Annotated in this window: 23 protein-coding genes; 15 read left to right on the top strand and 8 right to left on the bottom strand. The window is 52.0% G+C overall.

Going from position 1 to position 22,206, the window contains the following annotated elements:
- Nucleotides 1-639 precede the first annotated feature (639 nt).
- Nucleotides 640-1,272 (top strand): fimbria biosynthesis transcriptional regulator FimZ, encoded by a 633-nt coding sequence (gene fimZ / locus ACJ9N4_RS13270; protein WP_411500540.1) that lies wholly within the window; start codon nt 640-642, stop codon nt 1,270-1,272.
- A 51-nt stretch (nt 1,273-1,323) separates the two neighbouring features.
- Here fimZ and sfmF read toward each other — a convergent pair whose 3' ends face one another.
- From sfmF to fimA, 6 genes are all read right to left on the bottom strand, one after another.
- Nucleotides 1,324-1,848 carry a fimbria assembly protein gene (sfmF, locus tag ACJ9N4_RS13265; protein WP_182274023.1) on the bottom strand — a complete coding sequence of 175 codons (525 nt, stop codon included), beginning with the start codon at nt 1,846-1,848 and terminating at the stop codon, nt 1,324-1,326.
- A 9-nt stretch (nt 1,849-1,857) separates the two neighbouring features.
- Nucleotides 1,858-2,862 (bottom strand): type 1 fimbria D-mannose specific adhesin FimH, encoded by a 1,005-nt coding sequence (gene fimH / locus ACJ9N4_RS13260; RefSeq protein WP_182274632.1) that lies wholly within the window; start codon nt 2,860-2,862, stop codon nt 1,858-1,860.
- Between the two features lie 13 nt (nt 2,863-2,875).
- Nucleotides 2,876-5,443, bottom strand: coding sequence for a fimbrial biogenesis usher protein (locus ACJ9N4_RS13255; protein ID WP_411500539.1), 2,568 nt, complete (start codon nt 5,441-5,443; stop codon nt 2,876-2,878).
- Between the two features lie 14 nt (nt 5,444-5,457).
- Complete coding sequence (fimC, locus tag ACJ9N4_RS13250; RefSeq protein WP_411500564.1) at nt 5,458-6,150, bottom strand: type 1 fimbria chaperone FimC; 693 nt, start codon at nt 6,148-6,150, stop codon at nt 5,458-5,460.
- Nucleotides 6,151-6,193: 43 nt separating this feature from the next.
- The gene (fimI, locus tag ACJ9N4_RS13245; protein WP_182274020.1) at nt 6,194-6,736 is read right to left on the bottom strand and encodes a type 1 fimbrial protein subunit FimI; all 543 of its coding nucleotides are present in this window, start codon (nt 6,734-6,736) and stop codon (nt 6,194-6,196) included.
- Between the two features lie 68 nt (nt 6,737-6,804).
- Nucleotides 6,805-7,368 carry a type 1 fimbrial major subunit FimA gene (gene fimA, locus ACJ9N4_RS13240; RefSeq protein WP_182274019.1) on the bottom strand — a complete coding sequence of 188 codons (564 nt, stop codon included), beginning with the start codon at nt 7,366-7,368 and terminating at the stop codon, nt 6,805-6,807.
- Between the two features lie 309 nt (nt 7,369-7,677).
- On the opposite strand from fimA, the gene folD reads away from it, so the two are divergent.
- The 7 genes from folD to malI all read left to right on the top strand — a co-directional run bounded on the left by folD (nt 7,678) and on the right by malI (nt 14,506).
- Nucleotides 7,678-8,544 (top strand): bifunctional methylenetetrahydrofolate dehydrogenase/methenyltetrahydrofolate cyclohydrolase FolD, encoded by an 867-nt coding sequence (gene folD / locus ACJ9N4_RS13235; RefSeq protein ID WP_182274018.1) that lies wholly within the window; start codon nt 7,678-7,680, stop codon nt 8,542-8,544.
- A 2-nt stretch (nt 8,545-8,546) separates the two neighbouring features.
- Complete coding sequence (ybcJ, locus tag ACJ9N4_RS13230) at nt 8,547-8,759, top strand: ribosome-associated protein YbcJ (RefSeq protein ID WP_004858878.1); 213 nt, start codon at nt 8,547-8,549, stop codon at nt 8,757-8,759.
- 279 nt (nt 8,760-9,038) lie between these two features.
- Nucleotides 9,039-9,365, top strand: coding sequence for a phage holin family protein (locus tag ACJ9N4_RS13225; RefSeq protein WP_411500538.1), 327 nt, complete (start codon nt 9,039-9,041; stop codon nt 9,363-9,365).
- Entirely contained in the window at nt 9,352-9,738 is a 387-nt protein-coding gene (locus ACJ9N4_RS13220) for a M15 family metallopeptidase (RefSeq protein WP_182274016.1), read from the top strand. Before ACJ9N4_RS13225 ends, ACJ9N4_RS13220 begins: the two co-directional genes overlap by 14 nt.
- Before the next feature lie 227 nt (nt 9,739-9,965).
- Nucleotides 9,966-11,495: an aryl-sulfate sulfotransferase gene (locus tag ACJ9N4_RS13215; protein WP_182274015.1), complete on the top strand. Its 1,530-nt coding sequence runs from the start codon at nt 9,966-9,968 to the stop codon at nt 11,493-11,495.
- Between the two features lie 410 nt (nt 11,496-11,905).
- Nucleotides 11,906-13,405 (top strand): PTS transporter subunit EIIC, encoded by a 1,500-nt coding sequence (locus ACJ9N4_RS13210; RefSeq protein ID WP_182274014.1) that lies wholly within the window; start codon nt 11,906-11,908, stop codon nt 13,403-13,405.
- Nucleotides 13,406-13,489: 84 nt separating this feature from the next.
- Nucleotides 13,490-14,506 (top strand): Mal regulon transcriptional regulator MalI, encoded by a 1,017-nt coding sequence (malI, locus tag ACJ9N4_RS13205; protein ID WP_196390942.1) that lies wholly within the window; start codon nt 13,490-13,492, stop codon nt 14,504-14,506.
- A gap of 89 nt (nt 14,507-14,595) precedes the next feature.
- Here the strand turns inward: malI and cysS are convergent, their stop codons facing one another.
- A complete protein-coding gene (gene cysS / locus ACJ9N4_RS13200) occupies nt 14,596-15,981 on the bottom strand; it encodes a cysteine--tRNA ligase (protein ID WP_182274012.1) in 1,386 nt (461 codons plus the stop codon).
- 174 nt (nt 15,982-16,155) lie between these two features.
- Between cysS and ppiB the strand changes: the two genes are divergently transcribed.
- The 7 genes from ppiB to mnmH all read left to right on the top strand — a co-directional run bounded on the left by ppiB (nt 16,156) and on the right by mnmH (nt 20,907).
- Entirely contained in the window at nt 16,156-16,650 is a 495-nt protein-coding gene (gene ppiB / locus ACJ9N4_RS13195; RefSeq protein WP_023334762.1) for a peptidylprolyl isomerase B, read from the top strand.
- Nucleotides 16,651-16,653: 3 nt separating this feature from the next.
- Entirely contained in the window at nt 16,654-17,376 is a 723-nt protein-coding gene (gene lpxH / locus ACJ9N4_RS13190; protein ID WP_182274011.1) for a UDP-2,3-diacylglucosamine diphosphatase, read from the top strand.
- A gap of 151 nt (nt 17,377-17,527) precedes the next feature.
- Nucleotides 17,528-17,737, top strand: a complete 210-nt coding sequence (locus ACJ9N4_RS13185; RefSeq protein WP_182274010.1) for a YdgH/BhsA/McbA-like domain containing protein — start codon at nt 17,528-17,530, stop codon at nt 17,735-17,737.
- Nucleotides 17,738-17,807: 70 nt separating this feature from the next.
- Nucleotides 17,808-17,993 (top strand): hypothetical protein, encoded by a 186-nt coding sequence (locus tag ACJ9N4_RS13180; protein WP_182919529.1) that lies wholly within the window; start codon nt 17,808-17,810, stop codon nt 17,991-17,993.
- A 174-nt stretch (nt 17,994-18,167) separates the two neighbouring features.
- The gene (gene purE / locus ACJ9N4_RS13175; RefSeq protein WP_182919528.1) at nt 18,168-18,677 is read left to right on the top strand and encodes a 5-(carboxyamino)imidazole ribonucleotide mutase; all 510 of its coding nucleotides are present in this window, start codon (nt 18,168-18,170) and stop codon (nt 18,675-18,677) included.
- Nucleotides 18,674-19,741, top strand: a complete 1,068-nt coding sequence (gene purK / locus ACJ9N4_RS13170) for a 5-(carboxyamino)imidazole ribonucleotide synthase (RefSeq protein WP_182919527.1) — start codon at nt 18,674-18,676, stop codon at nt 19,739-19,741. The genes purE and purK overlap by 4 nt, the downstream gene beginning before the upstream one ends.
- Nucleotides 19,742-19,836: 95 nt before the next feature.
- Nucleotides 19,837-20,907, top strand: coding sequence for a tRNA 2-selenouridine(34) synthase MnmH (gene mnmH, locus ACJ9N4_RS13165; RefSeq protein WP_182919526.1), 1,071 nt, complete (start codon nt 19,837-19,839; stop codon nt 20,905-20,907).
- Nucleotides 20,908-20,981: 74 nt separating this feature from the next.
- Here mnmH and ACJ9N4_RS13160 read toward each other — a convergent pair whose 3' ends face one another.
- Nucleotides 20,982-22,127 carry a porin gene (locus ACJ9N4_RS13160; RefSeq protein ID WP_182919524.1) on the bottom strand — a complete coding sequence of 382 codons (1,146 nt, stop codon included), beginning with the start codon at nt 22,125-22,127 and terminating at the stop codon, nt 20,982-20,984.
- Nucleotides 22,128-22,206: the final 79 nt, after the last annotated feature.

Genomic DNA, 22,206 nt, shown 5'->3' with positions numbered 1-22,206 from the left:
ATAAGGTTTAAGCAATAACGTTAAAAAGAAGATAACGATGTAAAAACAAGCAATTTGATTGCACGTGCAGGGAACCAGAAGCCCTCAATACAGCATATCCTGCTGTGTCAGGACAGATTTTTTAAGGTGATGCTCACAGGCTTTCAAATGAAGGTATCATGCCAGAATCGGGCGAATTCTTGCTGTGTAAACGGCGAAGAGACAGGTTATTCCCACACCCTTTTAGTTAACATTTGATCAACATATAGTGATATCTTTTATTTTTTGTTATTACATAAAGACGAATGTTTGCAGTAAATGGGATACCAGGGCATTTCCGCTAAAATTAAAATACCAGGCCTTAAGATCCAGCAGATAATATTCACAAATAAGCAGAAATTGATTTACAGGCTTTTCGGAGAAAGCTTAAACGGTATAATAAGGAGAGTTACAGACATGAATAAGAAAATTCATTTTGCGATCATCAGTAAAATGAGATAACCGCACTGCGGCATTGATTCCATCACTACGTTAACAAGGATGCTTTCGCTCTCTCCAGGGAAATACCACCGTATAAGGATCTGCACAATTATCCTTCCGGCTTTTCGAGAGTTTTAACAAAACTCAGCATAACGCTTTTAACAATCTGAGGCATAAAAAATGAAACCGGCATCCGTTATCATTATGGACGAACACCCTATTGTCAGAATGTCGATAGAAGTCCTGCTACAGAAAAATAAAAACATCGTCGTTAAACTCAAGTCTGGCGATAGTCACGAAGTGCTTGACTGCATACGTAACCATCCCATCGATCTGGTGATTCTCGACATCGAAATGACAGGAACAGATGGGTTCTCATTACTGAAGAGAATCAGGAACATCAACAAAGACATAAAGGTGCTTTTTTTGTCTTCTAAATCAGAGGCTTTTTATGCCGGACGCGCCATTCGCGCAGGCGCAAATGGGTTTGTCAGCAAACGAAAAGATTTAGGTGAGATCTACAATGCGGTTAATATGATACTTACCGGCTATTCATTCTTCCCTTCGGAGACGCTGAGTTTTATAAATCATCTTGGCTCACGAACTGGATCAGCGGTTGATATGCCATTGTCAAATCGCGAGGTCACCGTCCTGCGTTATCTGGCCAATGGATTATCAAATAAGGAGATTGCGGAACAACTATTATTGAGCAACAAAACAATCAGCGCACATAAATCGAATATCTATTCCAAGCTCGGGGTACAGAGCATTGTTGAATTAATTGATTATGCCAAAGCGCACGAATTGCTGTAATCTGAATTCACTCCCTGCAACTTATATGAGTTGCAGGGAGTGCGGTCAGTTCTAATTATAATTAATCATAAAAGTAGCATCCGCATCGGCTCTACCTGGCTGCGGGTTATCTGCCGTGGCAATATAATTAGCATAAAATGACAACTCTGCATTTCCCCCGGCATCAACGGCAACCGCCTGACTGGCCTGCTGCAATGCCAGGCGAGTTTTATCTCTGTCGCGGATCTCCACGGCAACATTGCGGGCTGCACTGGCATCATTCAGCGCCAGCAGACTATTATCGCTTCCTTCAGCTTTACCCGAAAAGGTGATGGATGCTGAACCCGGCGGGCATCCGGTCAGTTTCAGCGTAAACGGAACGGGCTGCGTCCGGCTTCCCGCCGTACTGAGTTGTTTTGTCGGCCAGGTACCCAGCGTGACGGTTTTATCGCTGTCACTGCCTTCTGCCACGCAGGTGAAATCGACGATGTTGCCATACAACTCGATATTGATTTCCCCCAGCGCGGTGACAGCCTGCACGTGTGTGTTAAGCACTAACAGCACCAGCGCCGCAAGGGATCGACTCCAGATGTTCATCTCGTCTCCTTAATCGTAATCCACGCGCAGATAACCGCGAGAGGAGAAACGTCCTTCCTTAGGCTTGTTACCTGTGATGCTGACCGGCCAGGCGCGGATCGCCACCTGTGCCTGGGCGCTATCATCCAGACGGAACGGTATTTTGCTGGTCAGGTTGTTGGGGATGAGCGGTGTACCACTTTCGTTAGCAACCACAAACCCCAGATCGGCGTTATCCGATACCAGCGCATTACCAGAGACTTTTTCGGCTTCGATTCGCATCGTCAGGTAAGCATTAGCCTCTACGTTGGTGCATTTGATGGCGATGGTTTTAGTTTGTGGCGAAACCTTCTGAGGGCGGTTTCCAGCTCCGGCCTGACTGAACAGTGAGGCTCCAATGTCGCCAAAATCAAACTCGACGACCCTGCCGGCATTAACCTCACAGCTTTGCGGAACCTGAATCGTCCCGCTGTAGCTGATGGTATACACCGGCGTGTTAAGCGGATCGGACGACGTGGTGGTGACATACACCCGGAACATGGTCTGCTGTGGGATCACCACCATGTTGATAAACCGCCGCGTCACCCTCAGGCGAAAGACCAGCTTTGAATCTGTGACCGGAAATGCCTTGTTGTTCGGCACGTTGGGGTGCTGCCCCATCTGGATATAACTTGCTGGCGGGTAGAACGTGCCTGCGAAGTCATCGTGGATCTGCATTGCACCGTCAAGGTAGTCGTTGAGCTGCACATACTTATAGCTGTCGATCTCCGTCGTAACAGGTAGATCGGTGACATAACTACGCATAGTCGATTTTCCGGTGGTTCCCTTCGGGCAAATCGCGCTGACCCCCACCATCCCGGATTTTTGCGCCAGGGTGATAATTTGGCCCGGTTTGTTGTTGGAGCTGTTAAAAACGTTTGAGAGGTCATACGAGATGTCCTTCGCGACGCCATTCGAATTCTGGCACACCGTCGCCCACGCGGGCAGCGCGCCACACAGCAGGGCAACACCGGCTACGTTGCGGAAAATGTTCATCATTGGGTTCCTGTTAGCGATCACAGCTTGCCCCCGCCAGGGTAATGGCCTGGCTCTGGCTTTCAGGCGGTAAGCGATAGTGCGCACGACACTGGGACTGCATCCCGTTGCCCCACTGGATCAACAGTTCACCTTCCAGCGGTAGCCCGCTTAAATAAATTTGTCCGTCATCTCCCACCATGCTGGTCACGCCGCTTTGGGTTTCGCGCACTACGGCACCAAACGGTACCGGCTGGTTACCGCGCTTCACCGTCAGCAAAGCGCGCACGCCAATGCGGGTATCGAAGCTGGCACGCACCAGCGCGCCTTTGGTCGGTACCACGCTGCTCACGTTGTTTTCGATGTCGGTGTTGTTACTCATGGTGTTGGTATCCAGCGCTACGCGGTTGTAACGGTAGACCGTGGCATACGGCATCACCGCATAACCCCGCCAGTCCGTTTTCACCCCGGTCTGGTTTTCCACGCTGACGCCTGTTGCCCCTGGAGCTTTGATCAACACGTTGGTATCACCCAGTGGCTGGCTGAAGGTTATGCCATCGGCATGGCCCACCACGCCACCAGAAAGCTGCCAGTTGAGATCGTGCTGATCGCGCGAGTAGTTATACCCCGCGCCCAGCGTACCGTAGGTCGCCTGCCAGTTGGCACTGGCACTGCCGCTTGCACCGTTATTACTGGTGTGCCCCTGCGTGACGCTGTAGTTCAGGTTACGATCGTCAAGCAGCGTCCCGCTGACCCCGGTCTGCCAGTTGGTGTCACCGTCGCTATTACGGCTTGCTGACGCCGTGGCGTAGGCTCTGTCGATCGCGTTATCGCGGCGATAACCGTGGCGGGTAAACAGACTGAACGGCACAGAGACGTTAAACGACGCGATCCTGTCCGTACCGTCGATCCCCACGGACTTGTTCCACGACCAGGACACGGAGTAGTTGATCCCCTGCACGCCGCCCGCGTAACCCAGCTGATACCAGACGTTCGACTCGCTGGTTCCCCAGTAGCTCTGCTGGCTGCCAGAGAGATACACCGAACCGTAATCCCCCAGCGACTGGGAAATATTGAGCTGGAAACGCCCTTTCTTATTCCACGTCAGGTTGTGATAACTCTGTACATCCGGCACGCCGTCATCATCCTGGCTATCGCCATACTGATAACCTTCCATTGAGCGCCAGGCCACATCGTCCAGGGTATAGAACCCTTTCGTGGAGTAGCGATAGCCCAGCAGCTGGAAGTTGGTTCCGAATCCGTTAAGTGACTTCGCGTAGAGGAAACGCAGCGACTGGCCTTCATGGCGGCTGTCGTCCGCGAGCTGGCTGCGGGCGTGGGTGAGATCGAGGGAAACCGCGCCCCAGTCACCGAGGTTTTTCCCGGCACCGATGGCCAGCGCGGTATAGCGCGACGCCAGCTGTGTACCACCGTAAAGCGTGTAGCCATCGGCTATGCCGGCAATCAACGTGCCCTGAGTGAAGAACGGCGTATCCTGCTCGCTATTACCGCTGCGGTAGTCCCCCGCCACCAGGTCATATTTCCAGCGTCCCTCACGTTGTAGCAATGGCACGGTGGAGTACGGCACGGTATAGCGTTGCTGGCTACCATCCTTCTCTTCGACCGTCACCTCCAGGTCACCGCTTGAGGAGGTCGGGTTCAGATCGGTAATAGCAAACGCACCGGACTGAACATAGCTCTGATAAATGACATAACCGTTCTGACGAACGACCACTTTTGCTGGCGTGCGGGCGATACCGCGCACGGTTGGCGCGTAGCCTTGCAGACTGTCCGGGTACATATTGTCGGAGGAGTAGAGTCGCCCGCCGCGAAAACCAACGCTGTCGAAAACATCATTCCCGGTATTGCTGTCGCCCAGTACCAGCTCGCTTTTGAGTGGGATCACGGTGCGCTGCGCCCAGGTACCAATATTCTGCCAGCTGCTGTTCCGCTGTCCGTTGTTTTGCGTGTAACGCCATGCGCCATTATTGCGTAACCGCCAGGCACCATAGTTCAGCCCGCTTTGCAGGTTCAGGTAATAGCTGTCGTCCTCGCTCCCCCGGTTGCCGGTGAAGCTGTAATTCAACAGTGCGGCAGGGATGCCTTCATCCCACTGTTCGGGGGGAATGTAGCCGCGGGCGCTGTTCTGCATTGCCACCTGCGGCAGGCTGATATTAAGGCGCTGCGAGGCAAAATTGAACGCCACCACGCTGCCGGGAATAGCCGCCTTCAGTGGGATACAGGTGTCGCCCCTGGTGTTTGCCAGCTCAGGAAACGCCGCAATATTGACGCCAAATCGGTCCAGCATCGCGCGCGTGATGCACGGCGTTAGCCCACCCGCAACCGGTGACGTATCATCAGTCGCCTGCTCAAAGCGCACATCCTGAGTGGCAATAAACTCATCATTACGCCAGAGATCCACGCGATAGATGCCTGGAGCCTGCTGGTGTCCTTGTTCAAAACGCGATAAATCCGCCACGTTAGCGGTGTCGTCGGAGAGAAATGCGGGGTTGAAGTAGCTTTCGCTCCAGCCAGTTTGCGGCCAGAGCGCTGCCATCAGCGCCAGTGCTACCGGGCAGTAACGCCCGTGGTGATTGTTCATCGCCCTGTCTCTGATCACAGATTGACGCTGCGCGCCGGCGTAATCGCGCCGTAGTCATTCACGCTCTGCCAGGAAAGCGTGCCGCTTGCCGCATCCGGCAGCACCTGCTGCGCCGAGTTTTTAGGCGCAATCATCAGGTTGTCCAGAGCCTTACCGCCCAGCTTCAGGTTGACCAGCGTGATGTAATATGGCGAGGCATTACTCACCTTAAGGTGGTTGCCGACACGCTCAAAGCGCAGTTGAGACAACGCTTCTTCCGGCTGCATCGCCAGTTTATTCGGGCGTACGAACAGCTTGATGCGCGACAAAATCGCCAGCTGGAGGACGTTGTTGTCCTCCATTTTCGTTTTACTCACTGACGGGATCGCCTTCACGTTCATAAAGAAGAGCGATTCACGGTCAGTGGGCAACGCCGGACCGGCATAAATAATGCGCAATGTGTTCTCGCTGTCCGGCTCGCTGACAAACAAGGGTGGCGTGACGGCAAAGGTTTTTTCCTTTTGCCCATTAGCATTCTCAATCCACGCATTAATTAAATAGCGCTCTTGCTTATTGCTGTTGGTGATCGCCAGCGAAGTTTGTTTCGCGTCTGCCGGATAAATCACGCGCGTGGCCCCCAGTGCAATACCACCGGAGGCACTGGCGGAAGCAGAAACCATCAGCAAAATAAAAGATATAATCAGTCCTGGCTTAATTAGGGAGTTCATCACAACAATACCTTTAATAATATGTTCGCAGGCGTAGAAGGCGTTATGGATAAATCAACGTGAACCAGACATCTGACTGAATATTGCCTGGCACGAGGTGTTCGGAAATAGCCCGATAGCGGGCGCTAAAATGAAACGCGAGCTCCTGGGTATTGATGGGCAACCAGCTGACCGCCGTCGCGTTCGGGATAATCTGGCGTTGCTGTTCGTCAAAAAGTGCCAACCCAACACCGCTGCTCACGGGCGTTTCACCAGGCCGTGATGTCGCCAGAAAAACCTGTGGATCTTCCGCCGGCGTGACGCCCTGGAACTGGATCCCTACGGTGCGCGAGACATCCACGCTGCAGTCCAGCAGCCGTACGGTAAAAGGTACGTTGACCGTTGAAAAGCTGCCCACGCCGGAAAAGGAATTGGTCCGGTACTGCCCCATATCGATACGCATACTCTGGCTGTCAGGAGCCACGGCGCACCCACCGTTGACCAGCTCACCTCTGATGTGAACCTTGCCGCCGTCGATCACTACGGTATGTGCGAATACTGGTTGAGCCATCGTAAGGGCTAGCAGCAGTTTCCCGATCCTTGTCATCCTTCGTTCCTGGCATTAGCGTATGACGGGCCTCATCCCTGAGGCCTAAACATCCCTGTGCAGAGGAATTATTCGTATTTCATTACGAAAGTGGCGTCCGCGTTCGCCTGGCCTGGCTCGGCAGTTGCCGCCGTGGATTTATAACGCGCGGTGAAGTTCAGGGTGTTGGTGCCTTCAATCAGGTTCTGTGCGGCAGAGAAGGTCGCGCCATCCGGTGTCAGCGTGCTGGATTTGCTGTCGAGGATCTCGATACCCACGCCTTTCGCGGCGTTGTCGTTGCTGCCAGAGGATACCGCCAGCAGGGTTTTATCGGTCGCATCAATCTGACCGGTGAAAGCAACAGCGGCAGTTTTTGCTACCAGTGGATCACAATCATTCAGTTCGATAGTGAATGGAATATTGGAGGTCGTGTCGCCCACTTTGGTGAATTTCGCGGTACGGTACTGACCCAGATTAACCGTCTGTTCAGAAGATGCCGTATTAACAGAGCACGCGGCATTCACTAATTCACCTTTAAAATGCACGGTACCGCCATTAACGGAAACGGGCGTAGTAGTATCTTCTGCATGAGCGGCACCCGCGACCAGGGCCAGAGCGGCAACAACGGTAGATGCAATATTGCTGAATTTCATGTCTATTCCTTTAAAATGTAAATAACCCTTCCCGCGAAAAACCGGGAATAAGAAATACGTTCAATCGATTAATTGAAAGCTTATTTCGGAGGAGACAAAGTAGCTCAGGAACGAATATTAAAATATGTCAAAACGCTGCCATTTCACCAGGCCACATCCTAATCCCGCCTAGGAAATTGACCATGTCAAAACCAGGGGTTTTGCAGCCAGTTGTGGAAATCTCGCAAAGGGTGACTGACAGCGGCGCTCGCTTCTGACAAAATATAGGCAATCCCCCTTTCAAACGTTACAGACGGAATCTTCTCTCTGATGGCAGCAAAGATTATTGACGGTAAAACGATTGCGCAGCAGGTGCGCTCTGAGGTTGCGGAAAAAGTGAAGGCGCGCAGAGCGGCCGGAAAACGAGCCCCAGGGTTGGCTGTTGTGCTGGTTGGTAGCAACCCGGCATCGCAGATTTATGTCGGCAGCAAGCGCAAAGCGTGTGAAGAAGTGGGTTTTGTCTCCCGCTCCTACGATCTGCCCGAAACCACCAGCGAAGCAGAACTGCTTGAGCTGATTGACACCCTGAATGCCGATAAAGCAATCGACGGCATTCTGGTTCAGTTGCCGCTGCCTGCGGGCATCGACAACGTGAAGGTGCTGGAGCGTATTGCACCAGACAAAGATGTCGACGGTTTCCACCCGTATAACGTGGGTCGCCTGTGCCAGCGTGCACCGCGCCTGCGTCCGTGCACCCCTCGCGGGATCGTCACGTTGCTGGAGCGCTACAACATCGACACCTACGGCCTGAACGCCGTTGTCATTGGTGCATCCAACATCGTTGGCCGCCCGATGAGCATGGAGTTGCTGCTGGCTGGCTGCACCACCACCGTGACCCACCGCTTCACCAAAAACCTGCGTCACCACGTAGAAAACGCCGATCTGCTGATCGTCGCAGTGGGTAAACCAGGCTTTATTCCAGGTGAGTGGATTAAAGAGGGTGCGATTGTCGTGGACGTCGGAATTAACCGTCTGGAAAGCGGCAAGGTTGTCGGCGACGTGGTTTACGAAGATGCCGCAGCGCGTGCGTCTTACATCACCCCAGTACCGGGCGGTGTTGGCCCGATGACCGTAGCAACATTGATTCAGAATACCTTGCAGGCGTGCGAGGAGTATCACGACGTAGAGGACGCGTAAAAATGGCCAATTTTTCTTTAGGTAAACACCCGCACGTTGAGCTGTGCGATCTGCTCAAGCTGGAAGGCTGGAGCGAAAGTGGCGCGCAGGCGAAAATCGCGATCGCGGATGGGCTGGTCAAAGTCGACGGCGCGGTGGAAACCCGCAAGCGCTGTAAGATTGTCGCAGGTCAGACCGTGAGCTTTGAAGGACAGAGCGTTACGGTTACAGCATAATTCCCACCCCCAACCCGGTAGTCCTCGCACTATCGGGTTACCCCCTCTCCCCCTGCTCTCTCTTATGTATTCCACTACTAAATATAATCTTCACCATCAATAATACATAACTATCATTTCACCAAAATTGATCGACAAAATCTATTAATTGCATTCCGTGTGACATCCATCACGAAACAGGGTTGCTCAACGTTTATTATTTACTGCATAGCACATGCATATAGCTTTTTACGAAAAAGTAATCTCATCATGCGGTAAAATTTTTTACTTAAAAAATCTATGGAGGTAATTGTTTTGCCATGGAAAGACCCATCATCAAATGCATTTTTTAGCTGGATCTACATAATATTATTCGGCGCATGGGGAGGTCTTGTTAGATATCTCCTTGACGTTAAGTCTGGTCAGTCGGGAAGAAATTTATTCGCGGCATTGGCACAAATTATCGTGTCAGGATTTACCGGCTTACTTGCTGGATTGATGTCACAAAGTCTCGGAACAGTATTTCATACTTCGCTTGCGGTTAGTGGTATATCAGGTGCAATGGGCGTTGTCGCCCTTAATTATTACTGGAAGAAAATCTCTGGAGAGAATAATGATAAATCATGAATTCAGTAAGACTACTGAAAGGAATCTTAAAGGTGTACATAAGGATCTTTCTGATGTAATGAGAAAAGCATTGAAATTATCACCGATTGATTTCGGTATTTCAGAAGGGTTAAGAACCCAAAAACGGCAACTTGAGCTACTGGCATCAGGAAAATCATTAACGTCGAAAAGCAGACATTTAACGGGGCATGCCGTTGATATATTCGCAGTTATCAATGGTACGGCGTCATGGGAGTTTAAACATTACCAGACAATTGCAACAGCTGTGTTTCAGGCGGCCCGTGAGTTGAATGTTGATGTTGAGTGGGGAGGTAACTGGACGGAAATAAAGGATGGCGTTCATTTTCAACTCTCACGAAAAATGTATCCTTAAGAGTATCTAAAAAACGATTACACCTATCGCTGTTTACGCAGCCAGTATAGAAAAAGGAGAATTATAAAACCAGATTATATTCATCTTATTTTTCAATAAACAACCAAAGGCAATATATTATCTTCACGGTAAGGTTATTGCACACTGTCAAAACAGCCCGCTATTTTTATTGGCGACATCGTGCTGCCCTGACAAAAATATTTTACGAACCAAAAAGGAATTCAATCATGACAATTACTTATGTTAAAACTGAACTTGCACCGGCCGACAATCAGCTCGCTGCATATATTTATTTTACTTCAGATACACCAGTAAGTTATTCTTACACTGTATCAAAAAGGACAACCAGCCCAACCAGCGTAGATTTTACCTATACATCGGATCTGATTTATGCCGTTTCTCAAACCATAAAAATCCCTGTTATTGGCCTTTACGCGCAATATGCCAACAACGTCCAGGTTGTGTTTAAGGACGAAACTGGAACTGAGGTTTACAACCAACCATTCTCTGTTAGCACGGTGGATCAGGTCTATGATCCATCCGTTATCTTCCACCTCGATATTGAACAAACAGATCCTACGTTATTTACATCTGTCTGGGGAAATAGTTGGTTAATGCAATCAACTGGCCGAGGTTACGATGAAAACGGTGACCTGCGTTTTAATTTTTTATCGGTTTATCATCTCCAGCCGTTGAGAATTCACAATGGCTACATTTATACCGGTAGCGATGAAGATTTTTCATGGTACGGTCGACGCTTTTTCAAAATTGACATTCTCGGTAATGTCATTTTTGAATTCGACATGCGTGATTCTAATGGCAATCACTATTCAAACACTCACGATTTAGTCTGGGACTCAGCAGGCGATATCTATATGTTTGGTAGCGATAGTCCTAATCGAATAAGCAATACGATGGCACAAGACTCCTGTATCCTGAAGTTCAACGATCAGACAGGTAAAATGATTTGGGCAAAAAACTATACCAGTGAATATAGCGGCTCTCAGATATTAAATAACAACACACCTAATGATGTTCATTTGAATTCACTCACATGGATCCAAAGCAGTCCAAACAATGAGGAAGCAATTATTGCGCACTCTCGCACCACGAGTACAACTTTTGGCGTATCTATCGTTGATGGTAGTATCTTGTGGGCGATCGACACGGGTAATTTCAACCCTCAATTCCCGGCAATTCAAGCGACTACTCATATCGATAATACCGGAATTACTAACTATGAAAATGGTGCTCACACTGTGTGCATCACTAATAACAGTGCATTTGCAGGAAATATCGACCCTACCGTAGGTAAATTTGTTTTATCTGTCTTTGATAATAGATCCTGTGTTGGTGCAGATGGAAGCCCTGTCATTCGCCCTATAAATGATGATCCAACCACCGATACCTATTCAACACCTCCGGCTCGCATTCTATTCTATGCTGTAGACTTAGCAGCAAAAACTGCAGTGGAAATTCATGCACCGATTGAACTGCCAACTACCCCCATCATCCAGTGGACCGATTTTATGGGGGGAGTGTTTGACCATGATGATTACTTCGTTATTTTTACTAACCATGCCCGTTCATTCTTTATCTCTGATGTGAACGGTAATATGATTGCCACCATCTATGATGTTATTTCTCTACCTGATGGCGCGCCTCAATTCCCTGCAGAGGGCTATCGTGCAAGATTATTTAACGAAACCGAGCTATCTGACTTAATCACTACAGCATCAATTACGGTAAATTCATAAAAAAGTAATTGTAAAAAACAGAAGCAGTTGATCATCCGTTTTTATTAACTCATCGATTAAACTGCATTTGTTATCAGGGTTCATGCATTTGCATGAACCCTTGACCATATATAACACGTCACCAGGGGCCTGGCGTTATCACTCACACCGCTGTACCACTGTAACCAGGCGCAGCGCCGGGAAAAAACCCGCCTCTCCCCGAAGCGTACCCCGCAGAAAGGGGATAAAATCCCCCACATCCATCGAGGTTAATTATCGATCAACTTCAAATAATCACTATTTCATCTGTTGAAATGTGAAAATTAAGTTGCGCAGTTTTCATACTTTCCTCACGATAAGTAGAACGTTCTACTAAAACGTTCTACTTACAATAACAGCGCATAAAAAGCGCTACTCGGGGGGAAATCAGCATGAGTCTGATATCAGGGTTTGTTAAATCGCTGTCTAAGTTATCGATGATTGGTCGCGCCTTAATGCTGCCAATTTCACTGCTTCCCGCTGCGGGCCTGCTGCTGGCCTTTGGCGATAAGTTCCACCTGCCGCTGATGATGAACGCGGGCGGGGTTATTTTTGATAACCTGCCGATGCTCTTCGCGATTGGCTCCGCTGTCGGTCTGGCGTCAGAATCGGGCATTGCGGCGCTCTCTGCGGCCGTTTCGGTGTTTGTCACCAACATCACCATCAATACCGTGCTCAGCATCACGCCGGAGATGGCCTCTCAGGGCGGGAAATATGCGATGGTCGTCGGCATCCCGACGCTGCAGATGGGCGTCTTTGGCGGTCTTATCTGCGGTATTCTCGCGGCATGGTGTTACAACCGTTTTCACACCATGCAGTTGCCGGAGTTCCTCGGTTTCTTCTCCGGTAAACGCTTTGTGGCGATTGCAACGGCGTTTCTGTCGTTCCTGCTCGGCCTGCTGTTGCCGTATATCTGGCAACATATTCAGTCCGGTATCGATGCACTTTCTGTTGTCGTTAACGGGGATAATCAGGCGGCATCGACCTTTATCTTCGGTCTGGTGGAACGCGCATTGATCCCGCTTGGTCTGCACCACATCTGGTATCCCTCTTTCTGGTATTCGTTTGGGGACTACACCACCCAGGCAGGCCAGGTGATCCACGGTGACCAGACCATCTGGTTCAAAATGCTGGAAGAAGGGGCGAAGTCTTTCAGCAGCGATACGTACCAAAATGCCGGTAAGTTCATGCAGGGTGAATTCCCGCTGATGCTGTTTGCACTGCCTGCGGCCTGCCTGGCGATGTATCACGAAGCGCACACGAAGAATAAGAAAATTGCTGCCGGTATTCTGTTCTCTGCGGCACTTACCTGCTTCCTGACGGGGATCACCGAACCGGTTGAGTTCACCTTTATCTTTGTGGCTCCAGTTCTGTATGTCTTCAACGCCATTATGGCGGGTCTGGCCTACATGACCATGTACCTGCTGCATGCCCATATTGCCAAATCTTTCTCTGCAGGCTTTATTGATTATCTGTCGTTCGGGATCCTGCCATCATTTAACGGTTACCAGACCAACTTCCTGAACGCCATTATCATCGGCATTCCAATGGGGATGATTTACTACTTCACGTTCCGCTTCGTTATCCGTCGTTTCGACGTGAAAACGCCGGGCCGCACCGAAGTCACCGCCAGTGCAGACGATAAAACCGACACTGAAATCGCAACTGAGATCATCGGTCTGCTGGGCGGGGCACATAACATCGATTCCGTCGGATCCTGTATCACCCGTCTGCGCCTGGAAGTGGCGAAAAGCGATGCGGTGGATAAAGACGGCCTCAACGGCCTGGGCGCACGCGGCGTGGTCTTCGTCGGAGACAACGGTATCCAGGTGATTTTCGGTGCCAGAGCACAGTTTATCGCCCAGACCATGTCCACCATAATCGGCAAATAATAAGATGCCTGAACGACACGTCTCCTGTACGCTGGGAGACGTTGTCTTAACTGGCTGATAATGGGTAAATTTCAGGGAGCAGTTTTGAAGAAAGTCAGCATTATTGATGTGGCAAAGCACGCGGGGGTTTCGGTCTCTACCGTTTCGCTGGTCCTACGCCAGAAAGGGAAAATCTCAGAGGCAACGATCGGGAAGGTCAATGCTGCCATCAATACGCTGGGCTATGTGCATAACGTTGCCGCTGCCAACCTTCGCGCCAACACCTCCAACCTGATTGGCCTGATCCTGCGCGATTTCAGCGACAGCTTTTCCATCAAGGTGATGGCGAGCATTGTTCAGGAGCTGGAAAAACAGGGGTATATGGTTTTTCTCGGCCAGCCGCTGAACGACCACGACCATCTTGAGCGCTGTCTGCTGTCGTTTAAACAGCAAGGCGTGGCTGGCGTGATTTACCTTGCCTCTGACACTCGCACTGCCGCCCTGCCGGAACACATCCGCCAGTGTCCCTTACCGCTGGTAGCGGTCTCCCAGTCTTTGCTGGACGAAAAATGCAACCTGGTGATGCGCGATAACCGCCAGGCGGCAAACCTTGCGGCGCGTTACCTTATTGAGCGTGGACACCGCAATATTGCCTACATTGGTGGGCGTGAAGGTTGTCTTATCCGCGAGCAGCGTCTGCTCGGCTTTCGCAGCGCAATGACGCAAAACGGGCTGCTCTGGCGTGACGAGTATTCTCCTGCCTGTAGCGATGATACGCTGGCGGCAGGTTTTGCCACTCGCCAGCTACTGGAAAAGAACAACACCATCACCGCCCTGCTCTGCCACTCACCGGATGCGATGATCGGCTCTATTTCCGGCATTCATCAGGTGGGACGTACCGTGGGGAAAGATGTGTTTTTAACCCAACAGGTCGCGCTGGTCGGTTTTGAAGATATGCTGCACGTGAACCTCACCTCGCCGTCGTTTACTTACGTTTCATCCGCCAGCGAAGAAACGGGACGCCAGGCCGCCGGGTTGATGATACGCAATCTGAAAGAGCCTGGGCTGCAAACGCAACGGATCACCCTTTCCGGGCAGCTTATCACCAGAGAATCGGCATAAAAAAAGCCGGGTGGCGGCTACGCCTGACCCGGCCTACACTCATGCTCCTGTGGGCCCGGTAAGCATAAGCGCCACCGGGCATAACAGGCTTACTTACGACGCCACGTCGTGCCCTGCGGGCCATCTTCCAGGATGATACCCATTTCGGTCAGACGATTACGTGCTGCATCTGCCGCCGCCCAGTCTTTCGCCTGACGCGCTTCCAGACGTGCCTTGATCAGTGCTTCAATCTCTGCCACTTCGCCATCGTCCGCCTGGGCCCCGCTCTGCAGGAACACGTCTGGCTCCTGCTCCAGCAGGCCGAGCACGGAAGAGAGTTTGCGCAGATGTGACGCCAGCGCATTAGCGGCAGCCATATCTTCAGATTTCAGACGGTTCACTTCACGCGCCATATCGAACAGTACGGAATAGGCTTCTGGTGTGTTGAAGTCATCGTTCATCACCTCAACAAAGCGTGCTTCGAACGCTTCACCGCCTGCTGCCGCGACGGACTTGTCGGTACCACGCAGTGCGGTGTACAGACGTTCCAGCGCAGAGCGCGCCTGCTTCAGGTTCTCTTCGCTGTAATTCAGCTGGCTGCGATAGTGGCCGGACATCAGGAAGTAACGCACGGTTTCCGCGTCGTAATACTTCAGCACGTCACGCACGGTGAAGAAGTTGCCCAGTGATTTCGACATCTTCTCGCGGTCAACCATCACCATCCCGGAGTGCATCCAGTAATTAACATACTCGCCGCCGTGGGCACAGGTAGACTGCGCAATTTCGTTTTCGTGGTGCGGGAACATCAGATCCGAACCGCCACCGTGAATGTCGAAATGGTTACCCAGTTGCTTGCAGTTCATCGCCGAGCACTCAATGTGCCAGCCAGGACGCCCTTCTCCCCACGGAGACGGCCAGCTTGGCTCGCCCTCTTTGGACATCTTCCACAGCACGAAGTCCATCGGGTTACGCTTCACGTCGACCACGTCAACGCGGGCACCGGCCTGCAGCTGATCCAGATCCTGACGGGAAAGCTGGCCGTAAGTTGGATCAGTCGGTACCGAGAACATCACGTCACCATTATCCGCTACGTAAGCGTGACCGCGTTCGATCAGTTTTTCGGTGATGTCGATAATTTCGTGAATATGGTGGGTTGCACGCGGCTCGCTGTCCGGACGCTGAATATTTAACGCATCAAAATCGTTATGCATTTCCACGATCATGCGATCGACCAGCGCGACGAAGTTTTCGCCATTTTCATTAGCGCGTTTAATGATTTTGTCGTCAATGTCGGTGATGTTGCGCACGTACTTGAGGTTGTAGCCCAGGAAACGCAGGTAACGTGAAACTACGTCAAAGGCAACAAACGTACGGCCGTGGCCGATATGACAGAGATCGTAAACCGTAATACCACACACGTACATGCCGACTTCCCCGGCATGGATAGGTTTAAATTCCTCTTTTTGGCGCGTCATTGTATTAAAGATTTTTAACATCGAAGATTCCATGTAAACACGTGTGTGGACGAAAACCGGGTATTCTACCCGTAATTCAAACCCGAAGCAGCACACAATGCAAGGTGATCGCATCCTGTGGTTATGCTATAACAAGCCCCTATATGTGACCCGAACACGGGTTGACGCACCACAATAACGGAACAGGATGCAAAAATGGTTACTTTCCACACTAATCATGGCGATATCGTAATCAAGACTTTTGATGACAAAGCGCCTGAAACAGTTAAAAACTTCCTGGACTACTGCCGCGAAGGTTTCTACAACAACACCATTTTCCACCGCGTAATCAACGGTTTTATGATCCAGGGCGGCGGCTTCGAACCTGGCATGAACCAGAAAGCGACGAAAGAAGCGATTAAAAACGAAGCGAACAACGGTCTGAAAAACACCCGTGGCACGCTGGCAATGGCGCGTACTCAGGCTCCTCACTCTGCTACCGCACAGTTCTTCATTAACGTGGCTGACAACGACTTCCTGAACTTCTCTGGCGAAAGCCTGCAGGGTTGGGGCTACTGCGTATTTGCCGAAGTCGTTGAAGGCATGGACGTCGTTGACAAGATCAAAGCCGTTTCTACTGGCCGCAGCGGTATGCATCAGGACGTTCCAAAAGAAGACGTTGTGATCACAAGCGTGACCGTCAGCGAGTAATTCGTGGCGACACTCTTTATTGCAGATTTGCATCTGCAAACAGAAGAACCGGCGATCACCGCCGGTTTTCTGCGTTTTTTACGCGGTGAAGCGAAAAGCGCCGATGCGCTTTACATCCTCGGCGACCTGTTTGAAGCCTGGATTGGCGACGATGATCCCAACCCGCTCCATCACGAAATGGCGGCAGCCATTAAAGCGCTGGTTGATTCCGGCGTCCCCTGCTACTTCATTCACGGCAACCGTGATTTCCTGCTCGGTAAGCGCTACGCCCGTGAAAGCGGTATGACGTTGTTGCCTGAAGAACAGGTACTCAACCTCTATGGTCGTAACGTTTTGATCATGCACGGCGACACGCTCTGCACCGACGATACCGGCTACCAGGCGTTTCGCGCCAAAGTCCACACCCCGTGGATCCAAAAAGTTTTCCTGGCTCTGCCGCTGTTTATCCGTAACCGCATCGCCGCCAGAATGCGCGCGGGCAGTAAGGCCGCCAACAGCAGCAAATCCATGACCATCATGGACGTTAACCCCCAGGCAGTTGTCAGCGTGATGGAAAAGCACCACGTCCAGTGGTTGATCCACGGCCATACCCATCGCCCGGACGTACACACACTGACGGCCAACGACGAACCCGCCCACCGCGTGGTACTGGGTGCCTGGCACAGTGAAGGGTCGATGGTGAAAGTCACGCCTGAAGGCGTCGAGCTGATCGCATTTCCTTTCTGAATTCCCCCCACACTGCACGTTTAATATCATTCATTTTTTTTGAATAACATTCGCAAATTGTTTCGATTTTAACCAATCCGTGGTCGTTCTATTATTTATCACATCAGGGCAACACGCCCTATCCAAGACAAAATACTTAAGGAATACGACCATGAAATCCATCAAAACTTTCGTTTCAGTTGCTGCTCTCTCTATGATCTCTTTCGGTTCTTTCGCTCAGAGCGTCAGCGCTACCGCCTCTACCCTTGACCGCGCAGAAGCCAAAATTGCCGCTCAGGCTGCTGAACAGGGTGCGTCTTACAAAATCACCAGCGCACGGTTCAACAACCGCGTTCACATGACTGCAGAACTGACGAAATAAGACCCCTGATTGCCGTGCCGCCAGTAAACAGACAAGCGACAGCGACAATATGATGAGCAAGGAACAGAGAATGAAAACAATCAGCATCGTGAGCGCCCTGCTGCTGGCCGCTGTCCTGTCCACTGGCGCGATGGCGGCGGAGAATCGCTTCTCCACCCCAGAAGCAGGTTCGAATATCGACACCAGCATGGAAAATCATATTGATGTCGGCCATGCATTCGATAAAGAAAACCTGACAGCAGGCAATCTCCTGTAAAAATCGCCAGAGACTTTCGCTAAACAGACCGCCAAATGCGGTCTGTTTTGTTATGCGCGGAGGTCCACAACGGCTCAAGTTTTAGCCGCGCAACCGTTTTCCTTGCCCGTATTACATGCTATTCTCTGTGCCCTCGAAAGCAGTGTGTTTCGCACCACAGGAGTTTTAAGACGCATGTCTTCCCGCAATAATCCGGCGCGTGTCGCCATCGTGATGGGGTCCAAAAGCGACTGGGCTACCATGCAGTTCGCCGCCGAAATCTTCGAAATCCTGAATGTTCCGCACCACGTTGAAGTGGTTTCCGCACACCGCACACCCGACAAACTGTTCAGCTTCGCCGAAAGCGCTGAAGAGAACGGCTACGAGGTGATCATTGCCGGTGCGGGCGGCGCAGCACATCTGCCCGGCATGATTGCCGCCAAAACGCTGGTGCCGGTACTGGGCGTTCCAGTGCAAAGCGCGGCGTTAAGCGGCGTCGACAGCCTCTATTCCATCGTTCAGATGCCGCGCGGCATTCCTGTCGGTACGCTGGCGATTGGCAAAGCGGGGGCAGCAAACGCCGCTCTGCTGGCCGCGCAAATTCTGGCGACCCACGATAAAGCAATACATCAGCGTCTGGCGGACTGGCGTAAAGCCCAGACCGACGAGGTGCTGGACAACCCGGATCCGCGGGGTGCGGCATGAAGCAGGTTTGCGTCCTCGGCAATGGTCAGTTGGGCCGCATGCTGCGTCAGGCCGGAGAGCCGCTGGGCATTAGCGTCTGGCCTGTCGGCCTGGATGACGAACCGGAAGCCGTTCCGTTTCACCAGAGCGTGATTACCGCAGAGATCGAACGCTGGCCGGAAACCGCGCTGACGCGTGAACTGGCGCGTCATAACGCCTTTGTGAACCGCGATGTGTTCCCGATTATTGCTGACCGTCTGACACAAAAGCAGCTGTTCGATAAACTCGGGCTTGCAACCGCGCCGTGGCAGTTGCTGTCTGACAAAAGCGAATGGGCTGACGTCTTCGACATGCTGGGCGAACTGGCTATTGTGAAGCGTCGCGTGGGCGGTTATGACGGCCGTGGACAGTGGCGTCTGCGCGCACACGAAACCGCTGAACTGCCGGATGACTGCTACGGTGAGTGCATCGTTGAGCAGGGCATCAACTTTAGCGGCGAAGTGTCGCTGGTGGGCGCTCGTTCGCATGACGGCCACACCGTGTTTTATCCGCTGACGCATAACCTGCATCAGGAAGGTATTCTGCGCACCAGCGTGGCGTTCCCGCTGGCTCTTGCCGCACAACAGGCGCAGGCAGAAGACATGCTCTCCGCCATCATGCACGAGCTGGGTTATGTCGGCGTAATGGCGATGGAGTGCTTCGTCACGCCGTCCGGTTTGCTGATCAACGAACTGGCTCCACGCGTACACAACAGCGGCCACTGGACGCAAAACGGCGCGTCCATCAGCCAGTTTGAACTGCACCTGCGCGCCATTACTGATTTACCCTTGCCGCAACCGGTAGTGAACAGCCCGTCAGTGATGATCAACCTGATCGGTACCGATTTGAACTACGATTGGCTGAAGCTGCCGCTGGTGCATCTGCACTGGTACGACAAAGAGGTGCGTCCGGGTCGTAAAGTGGGTCACCTGAACCTGAACGATTCCGACACGGGCCGCCTGAGCGCCACCCTGGAAGCGATGATCCCACTGTTACCGCCAGAATACGCGAGCGGTATTGTCTGGGCGCAATCGAAGCTTAAATAAGCGATAAGTGCCGGGGAGTTGATCTTCCCCTTCCCCGGCTTCATCTCACGCGCGTAAAATCGTCGTCCATTGCTGTTTTGATTTCTGGAATAACCATGAACGATGGAACGGATTATCGCGCGATCCTCGCGTCCGATACCCCTTTAATCGACGTTCGCGCGCCGATCGAATTTGCACAGGGTGCGATGCCTGCGGCACTCAACCTGCCTTTGATGAACGATGACGAACGCGCCGCCGTCGGTACCTGCTATAAACGCCAGGGGCCGGAAGCCGCCCTTGCACTCGGTCATAGCCTGGTTTCCGGTAAAACCCGTGACGACCGCATCAACGCCTGGCGCGAAGCAAGCCTGGCACATCCTCACGGCTATCTCTGCTGCGCGCGCGGCGGCCAGCGCTCGCATATTACTCAGGCATGGCTAAAAGAGGCCGGCGTTGATTACCCGCTGATCAGAGGTGGCTATAAAATGCTGCGCCAGGCGGCGATTCAGGCCACCGCAGAGCAGGTGCAAAAACCGATGGTGCTGATTGGCGGCTGTACCGGAAGCGGTAAAACGCTGCTGGTGAAACAGCATGTGCAAGGTATCGATCTGGAAGGGCTGGCGCACCATCGCGGCTCGTCGTTTGGTCGCACGCTCACACCGCAACTCTCGCAGGCGAGTTTTGAAAACCAGCTGGCCGTTGAGCTGTTAAAAAAAGATGCCGCACGCTGGGTGCTCGAAGATGAAGGCCGGATGATTGGCTCTAACCACCTGCCGGAGTGTCTGCGTGACCGCATGGTGCAAGCCGCCATCGTCGTGGTAGAAGACCCGTTTGAAATCCGTCTTGAGCGTCTGCGTGAAGAGTATTTCGACCATATGTGGGCGGATTTTTCTGCCGCATTCGGTGAAGAGTTGGGCTGGAAAGAGTACAGCGACTATCTGCACCACGGCCTGTTCGCCATTCGCCGCCGTCTGGGGCTGCAGCGCTTTGCTGAATTCACAGCGCTGTTGGATGTCGCGCTCCTGGAACAGCAACGTTCAGGTGGAACCGGAGCACACGTTAGCTGGCTTGCGCCGCTGCTGAATGACTATTACGACCCGATGTACCGCTATCAGCTTGAAAAGAAAGCGGACAAGATTGTCTATCGCGGAACGTTCGAAGAGGTTGCCGGGTGGCTTGCACGCTGAAAAAAGCCGGGTGACGGCTACGCCTTACCCGGCCTGCATGTTTCCCCTCTCCCTTTCCGGGAGAGGGTCAGAACTTAGAAGTCGTAACGCAGACGGACCAGGTTCATATCGCCCAGATCGTCGGTGCTGGAGGTGAACACGTGTTCGTAATCAACACGGAAACCGTAATCCAGCTGGAAGCTGATACCCACACCGTTGTCGATGCGCTGGTAGTTACGGCCATTCACGTATTCAATACGGTCACCCATGAAGTAAGGCTGGATGGATTTAACCGCATACTGATTGATTGGGAATTTGTAGCCTGCGAAGTACTCAATACCCCATGCATCACCCGCAAAGTAGTCGTCAGTGGATACTTTTTTGGTGGTCAGGAAGTTCTGGTACCAGCCGCCGCCAGCAGAGAAGGTCCAGTTGTCAGGTTTCCAGCTCAGCGCAGTCCCCAGGATGTTCTGGTTGTACGTTTCGCTATCGCCATTTTCCGGGTTACGCATATCCGCACGGGTGTAGTTCCACGCCGTACCCCAGGTCAGATCTTTGGTCAGGTGATAATCCAGACCCAGTGAACCGCCGCCTTTACGTTTGTAACGCAGGCCGTTGCCTGGCAGGTATTCGTTGTCTTCGAACAGGTAGGATGCATAGATATCAGCATCGCCCACAGTTTTCTTGTATTTCAGCATTTTACGTGAACGGTAAGAACCGTCGTAGTCGCCGTTGATACCGTTACCTGGTGCCTGACCAATCATGTCGTAGTCCCAGATATCGGTTTTCGCACCCACCACATCATAGTAAACGCTGTTCTGTTGACCGAAGGTCAGCGTACCCCAGGTGTCGCTCTTCAGACCGGTATACAGCATACGGCGAGAGGTGTCGTTAGCCCCCTCTTTGTAGTGATTATCCCAGTTGAACAGCGCAGGAATGTTGACACCCAGCTCGTAGTAGCTTACCCAGCTGATGTCATCAAACAGGTAGTAGTCCGCTGCGAAACGGAAACGGGTACCGCCGTCGAAGCCGTTACGCTTGTAGGAGCCTTTGTCGCCATCGCCCGTCATCATGTTGAACTGAGGACGGATACTGCCGCCAACGGTGAAGTTCAGACGGCTCAGCGGGTTACCCGCCTGTGGATCTTGTTTAAGAACGGTGATTTCCGCCTGAGATGCAAAAGACGTCAATGCCACTGCCGCGCCGATCGTTGCCGCCAGCGCTGATTTTTTTATAGTCATTATTTTTCCTTGATAGACACGCCACTAAATATTTAGCTGGTGAATATTAACTGGAAATACTATGACTGTGTGTGCGGTT

The sequence above is a fragment of the Enterobacter sp. LM3 genome (assembly GCF_046622475.1).
Classification (GTDB): domain Bacteria; phylum Pseudomonadota; class Gammaproteobacteria; order Enterobacterales; family Enterobacteriaceae; genus Enterobacter; species Enterobacter cloacae_P.
This window is presented reverse-complemented; position numbering and strand designations above follow the sequence as displayed.

Coding starts and splice junctions, on each gene's coding strand:
- sfmF (WP_182274023.1), bottom strand. CDS start 1,848: ATGAACATCTGGAGTCGATCCCTTGCGGCGCTGGTGCTGTTAGTGCTT.
- fimC (WP_411500564.1), bottom strand. CDS start 6,150: ATGAACTCCCTAATTAAGCCAGGACTGATTATATCTTTTATTTTGCTG.
- fimA (WP_182274019.1), bottom strand. CDS start 7,368: ATGAAATTCAGCAATATTGCATCTACCGTTGTTGCCGCTCTGGCCCTG.
- ACJ9N4_RS13255 (WP_411500539.1), bottom strand. CDS start 5,443: ATGAACAATCACCACGGGCGTTACTGCCCGGTAGCACTGGCGCTGATG.
- ybcJ (WP_004858878.1), top strand. CDS start 8,547: ATGGCCAATTTTTCTTTAGGTAAACACCCGCACGTTGAGCTGTGCGAT.
- ACJ9N4_RS13160 (WP_182919524.1), bottom strand. CDS start 22,127: ATGACTATAAAAAAATCAGCGCTGGCGGCAACGATCGGCGCGGCAGTG.
- fimH (WP_182274632.1), bottom strand. CDS start 2,862: ATGAACATTTTCCGCAACGTAGCCGGTGTTGCCCTGCTGTGTGGCGCG.
- ppiB (WP_023334762.1), top strand. CDS start 16,156: ATGGTTACTTTCCACACTAATCATGGCGATATCGTAATCAAGACTTTT.
- ACJ9N4_RS13225 (WP_411500538.1), top strand. CDS start 9,039: ATGGAGGTAATTGTTTTGCCATGGAAAGACCCATCATCAAATGCATTT.
- fimI (WP_182274020.1), bottom strand. CDS start 6,736: ATGACAAGGATCGGGAAACTGCTGCTAGCCCTTACGATGGCTCAACCA.
- folD (WP_182274018.1), top strand. CDS start 7,678: ATGGCAGCAAAGATTATTGACGGTAAAACGATTGCGCAGCAGGTGCGC.
- ACJ9N4_RS13180 (WP_182919529.1), top strand. CDS start 17,808: ATGAAAACAATCAGCATCGTGAGCGCCCTGCTGCTGGCCGCTGTCCTG.
- ACJ9N4_RS13210 (WP_182274014.1), top strand. CDS start 11,906: ATGAGTCTGATATCAGGGTTTGTTAAATCGCTGTCTAAGTTATCGATG.
- cysS (WP_182274012.1), bottom strand. CDS start 15,981: ATGTTAAAAATCTTTAATACAATGACGCGCCAAAAAGAGGAATTTAAA.
- mnmH (WP_182919526.1), top strand. CDS start 19,837: ATGAACGATGGAACGGATTATCGCGCGATCCTCGCGTCCGATACCCCT.
- fimZ (WP_411500540.1), top strand. CDS start 640: ATGAAACCGGCATCCGTTATCATTATGGACGAACACCCTATTGTCAGA.
- ACJ9N4_RS13215 (WP_182274015.1), top strand. CDS start 9,966: ATGACAATTACTTATGTTAAAACTGAACTTGCACCGGCCGACAATCAG.
- ACJ9N4_RS13185 (WP_182274010.1), top strand. CDS start 17,528: ATGAAATCCATCAAAACTTTCGTTTCAGTTGCTGCTCTCTCTATGATC.
- purE (WP_182919528.1), top strand. CDS start 18,168: ATGTCTTCCCGCAATAATCCGGCGCGTGTCGCCATCGTGATGGGGTCC.
- ACJ9N4_RS13220 (WP_182274016.1), top strand. CDS start 9,352: ATGATAAATCATGAATTCAGTAAGACTACTGAAAGGAATCTTAAAGGT.
- purK (WP_182919527.1), top strand. CDS start 18,674: ATGAAGCAGGTTTGCGTCCTCGGCAATGGTCAGTTGGGCCGCATGCTG.